This is a genomic window from Caldicellulosiruptor naganoensis, assembly GCF_026914285.1.
GTDB classification, from domain to species: Bacteria; Bacillota; Thermoanaerobacteria; order Caldicellulosiruptorales; family Caldicellulosiruptoraceae; genus Caldicellulosiruptor; species Caldicellulosiruptor naganoensis.
In genome coordinates this window covers 553,680-566,678 of sequence record NZ_CP113864.1, presented here as the reverse complement: position 1 = coordinate 566,678, position 12,999 = coordinate 553,680, and the positions used below count along the sequence as shown (strand labels likewise).

At 34.2% G+C, this 12,999-nt stretch carries 15 protein-coding genes and 2 pseudogenes; 1 reads left to right on the top strand and 16 read right to left on the bottom strand.

The features are described from left to right. Window positions 1-9: 9 nt before the first annotated feature. The 3 genes from amrA to OTJ99_RS02590 all read right to left on the bottom strand — a co-directional run bounded on the left by amrA (window position 10) and on the right by OTJ99_RS02590 (window position 2,452). Window positions 10-1,410 carry an AmmeMemoRadiSam system protein A gene (gene amrA, locus OTJ99_RS02600; RefSeq protein WP_045165360.1) on the bottom strand — a complete coding sequence of 467 codons (1,401 nt, stop codon included), beginning with the start codon at window positions 1,408-1,410 and terminating at the stop codon, window positions 10-12. Between the two features lie 452 nt (window positions 1,411-1,862). After that, a complete protein-coding gene (locus tag OTJ99_RS02595; RefSeq protein WP_045165361.1) occupies window positions 1,863-2,225 on the bottom strand; it encodes a HEAT repeat domain-containing protein in 363 nt (120 codons plus the stop codon). Beyond that, window positions 2,222-2,452, bottom strand: a complete 231-nt coding sequence (locus OTJ99_RS02590; protein ID WP_045165362.1) for a hypothetical protein — start codon at window positions 2,450-2,452, stop codon at window positions 2,222-2,224. The genes OTJ99_RS02595 and OTJ99_RS02590 overlap by 4 nt, the downstream gene beginning before the upstream one ends. Window positions 2,453-2,534: 82 nt before the next feature. Between OTJ99_RS02590 and OTJ99_RS02585 the strand changes: the two genes are divergently transcribed. Beyond that, complete coding sequence (locus OTJ99_RS02585; protein ID WP_157841350.1) at window positions 2,535-2,969, top strand: hypothetical protein; 435 nt, start codon at window positions 2,535-2,537, stop codon at window positions 2,967-2,969. 93 nt (window positions 2,970-3,062) lie between these two features. On the opposite strand, the gene OTJ99_RS02580 is transcribed toward OTJ99_RS02585, so the two are convergent. From OTJ99_RS02580 to OTJ99_RS02530, 13 genes and pseudogenes are all read right to left on the bottom strand, one after another. Next, window positions 3,063-3,944 (bottom strand): hypothetical protein, encoded by an 882-nt coding sequence (locus tag OTJ99_RS02580; RefSeq protein ID WP_052671479.1) that lies wholly within the window; start codon window positions 3,942-3,944, stop codon window positions 3,063-3,065. A 315-nt stretch (window positions 3,945-4,259) separates the two neighbouring features. After that, window positions 4,260-5,174 carry a hypothetical protein gene (locus OTJ99_RS02575; protein WP_045165363.1) on the bottom strand — a complete coding sequence of 305 codons (915 nt, stop codon included), beginning with the start codon at window positions 5,172-5,174 and terminating at the stop codon, window positions 4,260-4,262. 503 nt (window positions 5,175-5,677) lie between these two features. Then, a complete protein-coding gene (locus tag OTJ99_RS02570; RefSeq protein WP_045165364.1) occupies window positions 5,678-5,881 on the bottom strand; it encodes a hypothetical protein in 204 nt (67 codons plus the stop codon). Between the two features lie 14 nt (window positions 5,882-5,895). Further along, entirely contained in the window at window positions 5,896-6,408 is a 513-nt protein-coding gene (locus tag OTJ99_RS02565) for a hypothetical protein (RefSeq protein WP_045165365.1), read from the bottom strand. A 105-nt stretch (window positions 6,409-6,513) separates the two neighbouring features. After that, window positions 6,514-6,600, bottom strand: a pseudogene (locus OTJ99_RS12990) (hypothetical protein); the annotation flags it as partial. Between the two features lie 138 nt (window positions 6,601-6,738). After that, the gene (locus tag OTJ99_RS02560; RefSeq protein WP_045165366.1) at window positions 6,739-7,464 is read right to left on the bottom strand and encodes a hypothetical protein; all 726 of its coding nucleotides are present in this window, start codon (window positions 7,462-7,464) and stop codon (window positions 6,739-6,741) included. Between the two features lie 4 nt (window positions 7,465-7,468). Next, complete coding sequence (locus OTJ99_RS02555; RefSeq protein WP_083943523.1) at window positions 7,469-7,816, bottom strand: hypothetical protein; 348 nt, start codon at window positions 7,814-7,816, stop codon at window positions 7,469-7,471. A gap of 259 nt (window positions 7,817-8,075) precedes the next feature. Further along, the gene (locus OTJ99_RS02550) at window positions 8,076-8,711 is read right to left on the bottom strand and encodes an immunity 26/phosphotriesterase HocA family protein (RefSeq protein ID WP_052671480.1); all 636 of its coding nucleotides are present in this window, start codon (window positions 8,709-8,711) and stop codon (window positions 8,076-8,078) included. 21 nt (window positions 8,712-8,732) lie between these two features. After that, window positions 8,733-9,587, bottom strand: a complete 855-nt coding sequence (locus OTJ99_RS02545; RefSeq protein WP_083943524.1) for a GIY-YIG nuclease family protein — start codon at window positions 9,585-9,587, stop codon at window positions 8,733-8,735. Window positions 9,588-9,611: 24 nt separating this feature from the next. Next, window positions 9,612-9,698, bottom strand: a pseudogene (locus OTJ99_RS12985) (hypothetical protein); the annotation flags it as partial. A gap of 139 nt (window positions 9,699-9,837) precedes the next feature. Beyond that, window positions 9,838-11,310 (bottom strand): hypothetical protein, encoded by a 1,473-nt coding sequence (locus tag OTJ99_RS02540; protein ID WP_235374657.1) that lies wholly within the window; start codon window positions 11,308-11,310, stop codon window positions 9,838-9,840. A 65-nt stretch (window positions 11,311-11,375) separates the two neighbouring features. After that, window positions 11,376-12,245, bottom strand: coding sequence for a hypothetical protein (locus tag OTJ99_RS02535; protein ID WP_045165368.1), 870 nt, complete (start codon window positions 12,243-12,245; stop codon window positions 11,376-11,378). A gap of 158 nt (window positions 12,246-12,403) precedes the next feature. After that, on the bottom strand, window positions 12,404-12,931 hold the full coding sequence (locus tag OTJ99_RS02530) for a hypothetical protein (protein ID WP_052671481.1): 528 nt from the start codon (window positions 12,929-12,931) through the stop codon (window positions 12,404-12,406). Window positions 12,932-12,999: the final 68 nt, after the last annotated feature.

Here is a 12,999-nt window from a genome sequence, read left to right as displayed (position 1 = left end):
TGCTTCCCCTTACTTGTGTCTTTCAACTGTAAACCTTTCTATCTCAAAATCTTCACTTTCATAGTCAATTCCTGCTTTTCTGCAGGCTATCTTAAGCTGCTCTTCAACTGTGTCAACACCTTCTAAATCAGGAAGCAAAAGCCCTTGCCTTGTTCCTTTTCTCACAATAACCCCATATTTTTTAGGATCAAGTTGGTCTTTCGAGTTTACCTTCTCAGGTGGGCTTAGAATATCAACATCATACACAAGACTGTCAAGCTCATCTTCTGTTACCTCTTCAAACCTCGGGTCGTGAAACCCTGCTGCAACAGCGTTTCTAATTATCTCTTTTGCGATGTTCTCCTGTGTGGGGAAAATTGTACCTATACAGCCTCTCAAATTTCCATCCTTTTTAATTGACACAAAAACTCCTGCTCTTTCTCTTAGCATCCGTTCTGTGACATAATCTGGTATATGGTCTAAGTACCTGCGGTGTTTTACATAGTATTCTAAGCTTTCTCTTGCAAGTCTTATATACTCATCTTCATTCTCTCTTATCTTTTTTAGTCTCTCTTCCCTTTTTCGAACTATCTCCTCAAGCAAAGAAGAACTTGCTTCCCCTTTCTGGTAAAAAGCAGCAACACAGTATCCAACGCCAAAAGGTCCTTCATATGAATAAACCTTTGATTCTATACTATAGCTCTCAAATGATCCAAGCAAAACCTTTATGGACCTAAAACCGCATTCTGCCGCCTTCTCTGAAAGCTCAGGGTCTATGTCATAAAGTGCATGTGGGTTGCTACTTTGTAAAAGCTCAACCAAGAGTCTATCAAAATCGGGTCCTTCCTTTGCAAACCCGTAAGGTCCATCGTAAGAGAGTTTGTGCGAAAGGTCACCTGAAGCTACAATCAAGCCTCTTTTCCCTTGTTTTTCGATTGCTCTTCTGAGTATCATTCCATATTTATAAAGCTTTATATCATCAAGCATACAGTAAGAAGTGTGTATAAGCTCAAAGTCTTTATACTTTTTGGTGATAAAATAAAGCGGAACTAATGCGCCATGGTCAAGATCTCGCGAAACGCCATATCTTTTTTGAATTTTGTCTGACACAAACCCAACCGTCAACCCTTCCTGGCTGCACATCTTTGCTATGTCTTGAACTATCTCAAGGTTATTTTTAAACCTAAATTCAATTCCATATACACCCCATCTTGCAAGGCTTCCACCAATTTCTGGCTTGTCGTTCAAGAAAAAAGCATCCGTAAACACAGGTGCATGGGGTGATATTATGACTATGACCTCAGGCTTATATTCAGCTATCTCATCTGCTATTTTTTCCAAAGCATCCAAAGTTGCTTGGCACTTTTTCTCCTCGCCTCTCCCAATTTCGGGAATCAAGACGGGTGGATGTGGTAACAAATACCCTACCATTTTTCCCTGCTCCTTACTTTGATTTTTTGCAGGTTTTCATATATAATATTTTACCCTTTTTTTGTGCCTGCTTCTACTACTCAAATGTTAAAAAGTTGTTACAAAATAAAAAAGGCTATCTATTTTTTGCATTTTGAGATAGCCATTACCAAAAACACTATTAATAGTTTCATCCCTCACAAACACCGCAAAAGTGCAAATTGCATGATTGAAAAGTGATAAGGGAGCAGCTCCAACTGCCCCCTTATAACCTGCTACTCATCAAACTCTGCCAAACTCGGGTCTATCACAAGCTCTCTTTGAACATCATATGCTATACCTGTATTTACTGTTATTCAATAATCAATACATTTTTTGCTTTTTAAAAACAATTCTTTTTCTGAATATGGACATCTATCTATTTACAAACAACTTGTTAATGTTTGCGTTATGCTATCTTAAGAATTTGAAATTCAATAAAACTTCAATTGCCCTTCCTCTCTCCATACCTTCAATGTCATCTCTGCATCAAGCCTCAAAATGCCAATATCTTTCCTTTTAGCAATCTCTTCAAGCAATTTCACTGCTTCATCAACATATATATTTAACCCCAAACAGTGTGCCGCTGCCCAACTACTTACATATATGTTCTCATCTTTTAGCAATTCTCTCAAAACTTTCTCTCTTAAATCTTTATCTTTCTCTAATATTTTGTAAATCTTTGTTAACCTCGAATATTGTTTATTAGCTGTCCTATAATCACCGTCACTCGAGGCTTCCTTCTGCAATATTGCTGCGTTTCTGTATTCCTCAATCAATTTTTTAACATCTTTCATTCTATCACCCCAAAATCTCTAAGTACTTGAAGTCCAAACTCATATTGAAATTCATAACTCTGCCCTGTTAACCATTCTCTTACTGTTTTACCCTTTGTAAATTCCTTTTTAGACGAATAATACCCACTTATTTTCCTGTGAATCTCTTTATCAATCGCTATTACATTCTTAGTATTGTGTATCAATCTCGCATCAAAACCAGATTTCTTTATCTGACATTGCTCCACTATATGATGTCACTCTTTACCTTCTCCAGGTAAACCAAGATATTTCTTTAGCTCTGCAAAACTTTCAAATGACTTTCCATATTTGAAAACATACTCTGCTGTTGAAAGCTTTTTCTCAATCTTTGCAAACCTGCCAAGATATGTTCTTACCCTCTTGCCTGCCTTGCCAAGAACTGATACTAACTTTCCTGCTACCTTGCCAAATACTCCGCTGCCACCTGTTGCAAAATCACTTATTATCTCTACTATGTTGCAAACGGCTATTCCTAAATATTTTCCATACTCTATTACCTTGCTGTCACATACAACTCCTCTTCCAAATACTTCTGAACCGAGCTTTATTAACCTCTCTATAGGCTCTATATACTCCTTAAAATACCCCTCGGCTAATACACTTGTTATGTCACTAAGTCTTATTACACCTTTTATTATACCAACTACTATGTCCTTGAAAAACCCTGAATTCTTTAGCGATAATCCATCTGTTGCTTCTACTATCTTCTGCTCTCAATTCTAACATATCACTATTACCATACATCATATTCCTCTACAACCTTCTACTTGTAATAATTTAAAACTCTTTTTTAATTTGGACTTTTTTAATTTATTGTTACTTATACTCTCTTAATTTCTCTATCTTAGGGCTATGTCTTGATATTGCATCTACTATCATATTACTAGTAATAAAACAATAATGAAAAATATTCTCCTTAAATTCCCCTCTTCTTTCCTTTTCTAACCATCTGATAAACTCTGAATTCTTTACTTTAAAAAAACATTTCCTTTCCGGTTCATATTTTTTTGTATTCAAAAACATAACATCTAATAACAATCTTCTGCCAGCTTCTGTTATCCTTAACGCTTCTATACCATCATTAAATGTTATTAAAATTTTATCTTTATAATTTTCACTATGTTTATTTTTTCTTAACTCACCATTTAATAGTATGCTAACTCCACCCTCATCGTATATTACTTTTTCAAGACTTATTTCTTGGAGATATTTACTATCAATAAACTCTTTATACTCTTCTTTGACATACTCCCACGACATATCTGTAAGTTCTAATCCTTCTATCACTTTTTCTATGTCAACCTCTATTATACTCTTATTCAATGGATCTATCACATCCAGTGAGGATCCCAAATATTCTACAACATAATTAGACGTAGGTATAATCCAATGCTCTATGCCATCAGGAAATGGATAGCTTTCTTGAATTAACCAGTTTATATATCCTGTATTTCTTCCAACATACATAGACAAGCCTTTCTTACATTTAATAGAGGCTCTTGATTCCAACATCTCGATTAATCTCTTCCTATTTTGCGTTGCACAAAATAGAATTGAATATGGCAAGCTTGTCCATATTTCAAATTTATTTTTCTCATAAATCAATGTCATTAAAATTCCTTTACCATATTCAAATTTAAATGCACTAAATCTTACTTCATTACCCAACCATTCCATTCCTACATAACCTTCTCTCATTCTTATAATTCAATTTCCTCATCTATATATAGCAATGTAAATAGACTTAACATTTGGTTCTTTGTGTTTTAGTTGTATTCGTTTTAAAAGTTAAATACTCGAATCTCAAGCATTAATTTTGTATTGTTATTTCACTTTAATAATCACATTTATTTCATTCAGATTTTTTAGCGTATTCTTTGTAATTTCTATCTAACTAAACAACTACAACATTTTTCAGTTCCTAAAAAATATTTATTGCCTATTAGCAGAAAGATAAATCAATTCGATGAGGCTTTAATATTATCAGTTAAGGTAGTCTACTTAAAATTATCTCTAATTATCTCTATTTGAGATTTCACTGTTATTTCTTTTTAGTTTCTCTATCGTAGGTTTACATTTTGATACCACATCTACCACCAACATATCAGAAAGAAAGCAATAATGATTTACCTCTTCTTCAAACTTCTTACCTCTTTCCTTTTCTAACCATCTGACTAACTCTGAATTCTCTACTTTCAAAAAAAATCTATTTTTAAATTTGTACTTCTTTATATCCCAAAATATAAGCCACAATAACAATCTTCTGCCTTCATCTGCAAATCTTACTGCCTCTATACCACCCTCAAATTTTACTACAAATTGCTCACCTATATAATATTTACCTTCCTCATTTTTCCTTATTCCTTGATCTAATAATATTCTAAGTTTCCCTTCCTTGTATATTAGATCTCCAATAAATAGCCCCTTACTAATATCCATTTTTTCAAGAAACTCATCGTCAACAAATTCTATATAATCTTCCTTATCGTACTCCCATGACATATCTGTAAGCTCCAATCCTTCTATCACTTTTTCTTCGTCAATCTCTATCATTTTCTTATAAAAAGGATATATAATATCTGGCGGTACAAGACTACTTATAAATTCGATAACATAATTCTTTGTAGGTATAATATAATGTACCTTATCATTTGAGTCCGGATAACTATCTCTAATTAACCAATTTACATATCCTGTATTCCTCCCAATATACATATACAACTCTTCTTCTAAAACAACCGGATCCTCCGTTTCTAACATCTCCATAAGTCTCTTCCTGTTTTCAGTTGCACAAAACAAAACTGAATATGGATATCCCGATTCTAATATCTCAAACTTTTTTTGTCCTTTAATCAACCTTATGAAAAACCCTTGACTACCTTCAAATTTAATTGTCTCACATCTAACTCCCATATCTATCCAACTCATTATTATCAACCTTCTCTTATTTTTGCTTTTTAAATTTCAATATATCGTACGTTTAAATACTTAACTTGGTGAACTTGTTTCCCAATAATCTCTGAATCTTCATAAACATATTTCGTCTGATAGTTTACATTTCCTGCCACTCCTTGCTTTTTAAAACAAATTGTTTTCTAGTTACACTAAAGTGTTTTTTAAATAAACTTTAAGTATTATTTTTCCTCGAGGTGTTGTACCTATTTTTGCTTCAAAGGAAAATTGCACTTACTCTTGTAGCTAATTTTTTCGCCATTTTTCTTATATCATATTATAACTCCAACTTGTCATTGCTATTGTTATATACTCTGCTTGAGTGTTCAAATCTTATTCTTTTTGTAGTATGTTTATTGTAAGCCATAGCTTCAAACCTCCTTGCGTATGGTTTTGCCATTCCATACTACAATCATAGACTGTTTGAAGCTATGGCTTTAATTATTCACTATTGCATTTAATTTAACAACCAACAAAAACTAATTATCATTATACCTGATTTTTATCTTTGGTTTACTTCTATTTGATATTTCACTAAACTTTTGTATCTCCAACGTTGGTCTTCCCTCATCACTTTTCAGTCTTACAATTACTGTCTTCCCATCTTCTAAATCTCCTACATATGTTATTTGAATATCTCCTTTGTATGTTCCTTCAATTATTTTTACATTCTTCGGCTCCAAATTATAGAAATCTCTTAAAGCATTCTCAAAACCACCACTTTTTCATAAATACATAATCCGGTAGATTTCTTTTTCTCAACAAATTTAGCGGTCTCAATCAAATCCTCAAGCGTAATCCTCTTCTTAGGTGCTTCTTCTGTTGCCTTCCAAATTAAACCTTTTACTCTCTTACTTATATTACCTAACTTCTGTATTAACTTTGCTCCTAATTCTATCGCTCTCTTGCCTAATATAATATCTGCTACTGTTGCTACTATTGTCCCAACTACTATTCCTAACTTCTTTCCATATTCCTTAACTTCTTCATTACATGCTCTGCCACTAAACACTTCTCTTGTATGCTTTATAACATATTCAACAGGTTCTACATACCTATCATATAAACTCTTCAATAATTCCTTTATAACATCACTGTTTAATAATTTCGGTAAAGCTTTTGCTATATTAATAAATGCTCCTATAAACCTAAAACTGATAATATCTCCTAATGCTTTTAATTGTTCCCTTGCAACTTCCCATAAACCCAATCCCAATCCTTGGATTAACAATATGCTCTGTCTTACACTTAGCTCTCCACTCGGATCTACATATATCAGCGGATTGTTCAAACAATATACATATGGATTCTGACTTGTAAGCTCGGCTATCTCTCCAAATATCCTGTCCTTGCTTATAAATCTGCCTACCTGCGGTAAATAATATCTTGCTGTGGCATATATATACCCACTCTCTTTATTTTCTGTTAATTTGCTATTGGTTCATATTAAAAATATCAGGGGCTCTCATAAATAATCTGTTTAACAGAGCCCCAAAAATCTTCTGACAAACATGTTGGCCTATTTCCCCTATCCTGTTAACTATAGTTTATCTATATCCTCAATCTCTATCTTAAAATTAGGTCTAAAGTATACCACTACCGGTGACTTCCCTTCACTTCTCTCTATAATCAATCTCTCCATTACCAACTCCCCTTCTTTCCTCTCACTTTCTCCCCTCAATCTTCGCACTCCGTCTATCTCTATATTAAATATCGGCTTCTCAAAATTCTCATAAGTTAAACATAAATCACATATACTTTCATTTACTGACATGTAAAATGTTAAACAAAACCCTTCTCTATCTCTCTTCCTCCACCAATACTTTTGCTCCTCTTCATTAGCTTCATATGCTTCACTTTCAAACAGGTCTATTAATTCATATACGTTATACTTTATCTTCTGCCCTATACTTGCATCACTCTTCTTTCTCACTTTGTTAATCTCTATCGCAAAATTAGGCTTAAAATATGCTACTACTCCTGCCCTATCCCCTTTCCTTTCTATTATCATCTTCTCACCTTCTTCATCACTCTTTCGCCTCACCTCTTTAACTTTATATAAATCTAAATCAATTATTCCTTTTGTTTCGTTAAAATATAATGATAAACTACACTCACACTCATAAACTGACATGTAAAAGAATATACCTAGCCCATATTTATCTTCTATACTCCAATGGAATGTTTCTGCTTTATATTCATCTTCTAGAAATTTTTTTTCACCGAATAATTTAAATAAATCATTAATATCGTAATTAATACACACTACTTTATTCCCCCTCTGGATATGCTGTTATAACATCTCCTCTGTCATTTATAACTACTGTTACATCAGAAGTAGTATATTTCCATGTTCCAGGTTTATCCCCCGGCTGCCTTTTCCCATGCCTTATCGCATTCTCAATCACCATTGGCGGTATACCTCTAGGATTAACTTTGTCCTTCATAAAATCAACGTATTTTTCCGTTCCCGGTTTATAGCCATATTTTTCTGTTGCTATTTTGTGATATTTTTGCACTAAAAAAGCTCTTACCTCAGGAATATCAGGAGCCATTCTTTCAAGTGCATGTTGTGTATAATAACGTCCGTTAATGTATTTCCCACCATATGGTGGCAAATCCCATAAAACATCATATTTCTTTACTATCTTCCCTAATTTAACTCTGACTCTTTTTCCTGCTTTGCCAAGAACTGATATTAACTTTCCTGCTGCCTTGCCAAATACTCCGCTGCCACTTGTTGCAAAATCACTTATTATCTCTACTATGTTTCATGCGCATGGCAATACTAAAATGGTGAAAATTAAAATGTTCAAAGAAAAACAATGTTTTAATCAAAAACAAGGGAGCAGCTCCAACTGCCCCCCTTATAACCCGCTACTCATCAAACTCTGCCAAACTCGGGTCTATCACAAGCTCCCTTTGAACAAGATATGCTATTCCTATATACGTTTTTATTCCATAGCTTCCCCATATCTTCGGCTCTCTTTTCAATATTGTCCCATCTTCTTTGTAAAAAACATTTGTTATACCATCATAAAACCCATAATCCAATCTCTTCTCTTCTTCTGTTATCTCTTCATGCCCAACATTGTAAAACCTTCCGCTCGTCCAGTACCACCTCGGTACTATCGCCGGCGGTATCAGCAAATTGTTATAATCAGGCTTATACCCGCTCATATCTGGCTTTCTGCTCTTGCACTTGAATATAAACACTGAATAGGCACCATTTATAAATGAATCATCCTCATTCTTTATCTTTGCTACCATTACCTTACCGTAAAAATACAAACCCTCCCTCGGACTTAACACAAACACATCACCAGCTTTTGGCTCTACCCTGCTCCTTTTTATCACCCTCAGCTGGTACTCTTCTGTCCTGTTTTCCCTATCCAACTGACTAATCACTTCATTCCACTCATCAAGTCTTCTCCTCACATCCTCTGGCAATGATTCGTACCTCTTCTGCCATCTCATGGCGTACTTATCTTTGTTCGGATCATATTTCCACACTATAAATCACCTCTCCTCTCTTTACTCTATTAATTTATTCTTCTTAAGATAATACTCTGCCCATTTCAGTGCTTCACTGTAATACTCTGAGCTCGGCGAAATACTGTTTGCTCTGTTGAGGGCATTTGGTCCATGTTCTATATAATACTGCTCTATCGCTCTTGCCTGATTCTTCGTCAAACCTTTCACTCGAACTTTTAATGTTTCAAAATCTTTTCCACTCTTGTTGTGTTCATTTAGTCTTATCTCAGGGTCTCTTTTTGTGATACCTACATATACTGGTTTTCCTGTTTTCTTGTCTATACCAAAGTACACCTTATACTCTGCTACACCTTCATTCAACCATTTTAATGTCTTCTCTGATATCTCAAGTTCTAACTTTTGAAGTTTTGCAAACCTGCCAAGATATGTTCTTACCCTCTTGCCTGCCTTGCCAAGAACTGATACTAACTTTCCTGCTACCTTGCCAAATACTCCGCTGCCACTTGTTGCAAAATCACTTATTATCTCTACTATGTTGCAAACGGCTATTCCTAAATATTTTCCATACTCTATTACCTTGCTGTCACATACAACTCCTCTTCCAAATACTTCTGAACTGAGTTTTACTAACTTCTCTACAGGCTCTATATACTCCTTAAAATACCCCTCGGCTAATACCCTTGCTATGTCACTAAGTCTTATTACACCTTTTATTATACCAACTACTATGTCCTTGAAAAACCCTAAATTCTTTAGCGATAATCCACCTATTGCTTCTGCTATCTTCTGCGCTGCTTTCTTTACAAACGATTCGGCAAACGATTTTGTCAACAACAATATCTGTCTTACACTTAGCTCTCCACTCGGATCTACATATATCAGCGGATTGTTCAAACAATATACATATGGATTCTGACTTGTAAGCTCGGCTATCTCTCCAAATATCCTGTCCTTGCTTATAAATCTGCCTACCTGCGGTAAATAATATCTTGCTGTGGCATATATATACCCACTCTCTTTATTTTCTGTTAATTTGCTATTGGTTCATAATTAAAAACATCAGGGGCTCTCATAAATAATCTGTTTAACAGAGCCCCAAAAATCTTCTGACAAACATGTTGGCCTATTTCCCCTATCCTGTTAACTATAGTTTATCTATATCTTCAATCTCTATCTTAAAATTAGGTCTAAAGTATACCACTACCGGTGACTTCCCTTCACTTCTCTCTATAATCAATCTCTCCATTACCAACTCCCCTTCTTTCCTCTTACTTTCTCCCCTCAATCTTCGCACTCCGTCTATCTCTATATTAAATATCGGCTTCTCAAAATTCTCATAAGTTAAACATAAATCACATATACCTTCATTTACTGACATGTAAAATGTTAAACAAAACCCTTCTCTATCTCTCTTCCTCCACCAATACTTTTGCTCCTCTTCATTAGCTTCATATGCTTCACTTTCAAACAGGTCTATTAATTCATATACGTTATACTTTATCTTCTGCCCTATACTTGCATCACTCTTCTTTCTCACTTTGTTAATCTCTATCGCAAAATTAGGCTTAAAATATGCTACTACTCCTGCCCTATCCCCTTTCCTTTCTATTATCATCTTCTCACCTTCTTCATCACTCTTTCGCCTCACCTCTTTAACTTTATATAAATCTAAATCAATTATACCCTTTCCATTAAAACTCAACATTAAAGAACAGTTACCCTCATAAACTGACATGTAAAAGAATATACCCATCCCATATTTATCTCTTATACTCCAATAAAATGTTTCTGCTTTATAATCATCTTCTAGAAATTTTTTTTCACCGAATAATTTAAATAAATCATTAATATCGTAATTAATACACACTACTTTATTCCCCCCTGGATATGCTGTTATAACATCTCCTCTGCCATTTATAACTACTGTTACATCAGAAGTAGTATATTTCCATGTTCCAGGTTTATCCCCCGGCTGCCTTTTCCCATGCCTTATCGCATTCTCAACCACCATTGGCGGTATACCTCTAGGATTAACTTTGTCCTTCATAAAATCAACGTATTTTTCCGTTCCCGGTTTATAGCCATATTTTTCTGTTGCTATTTTGTGATATTTTTGCACTAAAAAAGCTCTTACCTCAGGAATATCAGGAGCCATTCTTTCAAGTGCATGTTGTGTATAATAACGTCCGTTAATGTATTTCCCACCATATGGTGGCAAATCCCATAAAACATCATATTTCTTTACTATCTTCCCTAATTTAACTCTGACTCTTTTTCCTGCCTTGCCAAGAACTGATACTAACTTTCCTGCTACCTTGCCAAATACTCCGCTGCCACCTGTTGCAAAATCACTTATTATCTCTACTATGTTGCAAACGGCTATTCCTAAATATTTTCCATACTCTATTACCTTGCTGTCACATACTGCTTCTCTTCCAAATACCTCTGAACTGAGCTTTATTAATCTCTCTATAGGCTCTATATACTCCTTAAAATACCCCTCGGCTAATACACTTGCTATGTCACTAAGTCTTATTACACCTTTTATTATACCAACTACTATGTCCTTGAAAAACCCTAAATTCTTTAGCGATAGTTCATCTATTGCTTTTCCCACATTCTGTGCTGCTTTATCTATAAATGTCTCTCAAATTAAAATATCTCCTTCATTCCTTTTCCTCATTAAATCGTTCTTTCTTTTCTACCCAATCTTTTTATCTTTGGTTTGCTTTTAGATATTACATCTACAATAAAAGTTGAGGAAAAAATACAATAATGTTTTACTTTTCTCTCAAATTTCTTCCCATTCTCCTCTTCTAACCACCTGATAAACTCTGAATTCTCTACGTTGAAAAAATACTTATCTTCAGGGTCATACTTTTTTGTATTCCAAAATATTAGCCACAATAGCAACCTCCTTTTATTCTCTGTTATCCTTACTGCTTCTATGCCACTCTCAATCGTTACTAACACCCTCTCATTGTAACATTTCTTCCTCTTATAATTTTTAATTTCATTCTCCATCAATATCTCTAATCTATCTCCCTTACATGTTATATCTGTTATACTCATCAATTTCGGATATATACCAATTTTAAACCTCTTATATCTTTCTTTCTCATATTCTAATGACATTTTTGTAAACTCTATTCCTTCTATTACTTTCTCCTCTTCTACTTCTATCATCTTTTCAAACTCCGAAGTTACTATATTCGGTGAAAAACCTAAATATTCTATAACGTAATTCTCTGTTGGGAAAATCCAATGCTCTATATCGCTCGGAAATGGATGACTATCTTGAATTAGCCAATTCACATATCCTGTATCCCTACCCACATACACATTCAGCTTTTCTCCTACTTTAATAGCTTCTCTTGTCCCCAGCATTTGAGTCAATCTCTCCCTGTTTTGTGTCGCACAATACAGCATTGAATATACCCAAATCGACCATATTTTTAATTCTTCTTCCCCATTCCTCAGTTTTATCAAAAGTTCAGCACCATCATTAAATTCAACAACCTGCCATTTGAACCCTTCACAAAACCAATTCATATTTCTCATCCTTCTTTCTTTTTTTAAACTTTATAGTTATTCAATCCTTTTCTAACAACAAAGAATATATCCTTCCCTGCAATTTACAATAAAAAACTAAGGATGGGGACTGTTAAATCTCATCCAAAACAGCCCCCACTAACCTTCTTTTCCCATTTTCATCTCTTTTTTGTTATTCTCCTTATCCCTATTTTTTTAATCTTTGGTTCGCTCTTCGCAATAACATCCACTACTAACATCGAGGAAAGAATAAAATAATGGTTTACCTCATCCTCAAACTCCCTCCCTCTTTCCTCTTCTAACCACCTGATAAACTCCGAATTCTCTACTTTAAACATGTATCTGCCAGTAAATTCCTTTTTCTTTGCATCATAAACACTTGGCTCCAATAGTATTCTGTACCCTTCATAAGCAAATCTCACTGCCTCAATACCACTCTCAAAGGTTATTAATACTTCTTCTTGTAAATAATATCTTTTCTCATCATCTTCTCCTAATGGACTTTCTAGTAATATATCGAGTTTTCCCTTATTAAACACTATGTTTGTAATACTCATATACATTGGAAGTAGTCTATCTTCAAAATATTCCTTGTATTCTTCCTTTTTATACTCCCATGACATATTCGTAAGCTTTATCCCATTTATTATTTTGTTATCATCTACTTTAATATCTTCCTTTTTCAAAGTGTTAATGATAAAATAAAATCATCAGAAATGACATCAAAAATTCCCCACCTGCTACTTAAAAAGAA

What these genes read in the sequence shown, in the direction of transcription:
- OTJ99_RS02575 (WP_045165363.1), bottom strand. Translation starts at nt 5,174, where the DNA reads ATGAGTTGGATAGATATGGGAGTTAGATGTGAGACAATTAAATTTGAA.
- OTJ99_RS02535 (WP_045165368.1), bottom strand. Translation starts at nt 12,245, where the DNA reads ATGAATTGGTTTTGTGAAGGGTTCAAATGGCAGGTTGTTGAATTTAAT.
- OTJ99_RS02580 (WP_052671479.1), bottom strand. Translation starts at nt 3,944, where the DNA reads ATGAGAGAAGGTTATGTAGGAATGGAATGGTTGGGTAATGAAGTAAGA.
- OTJ99_RS02595 (WP_045165361.1), bottom strand. Translation starts at nt 2,225, where the DNA reads ATGAAAGATGTTAAAAAATTGATTGAGGAATACAGAAACGCAGCAATA.
- amrA (WP_045165360.1), bottom strand. Translation starts at nt 1,410, where the DNA reads ATGGTAGGGTATTTGTTACCACATCCACCCGTCTTGATTCCCGAAATT.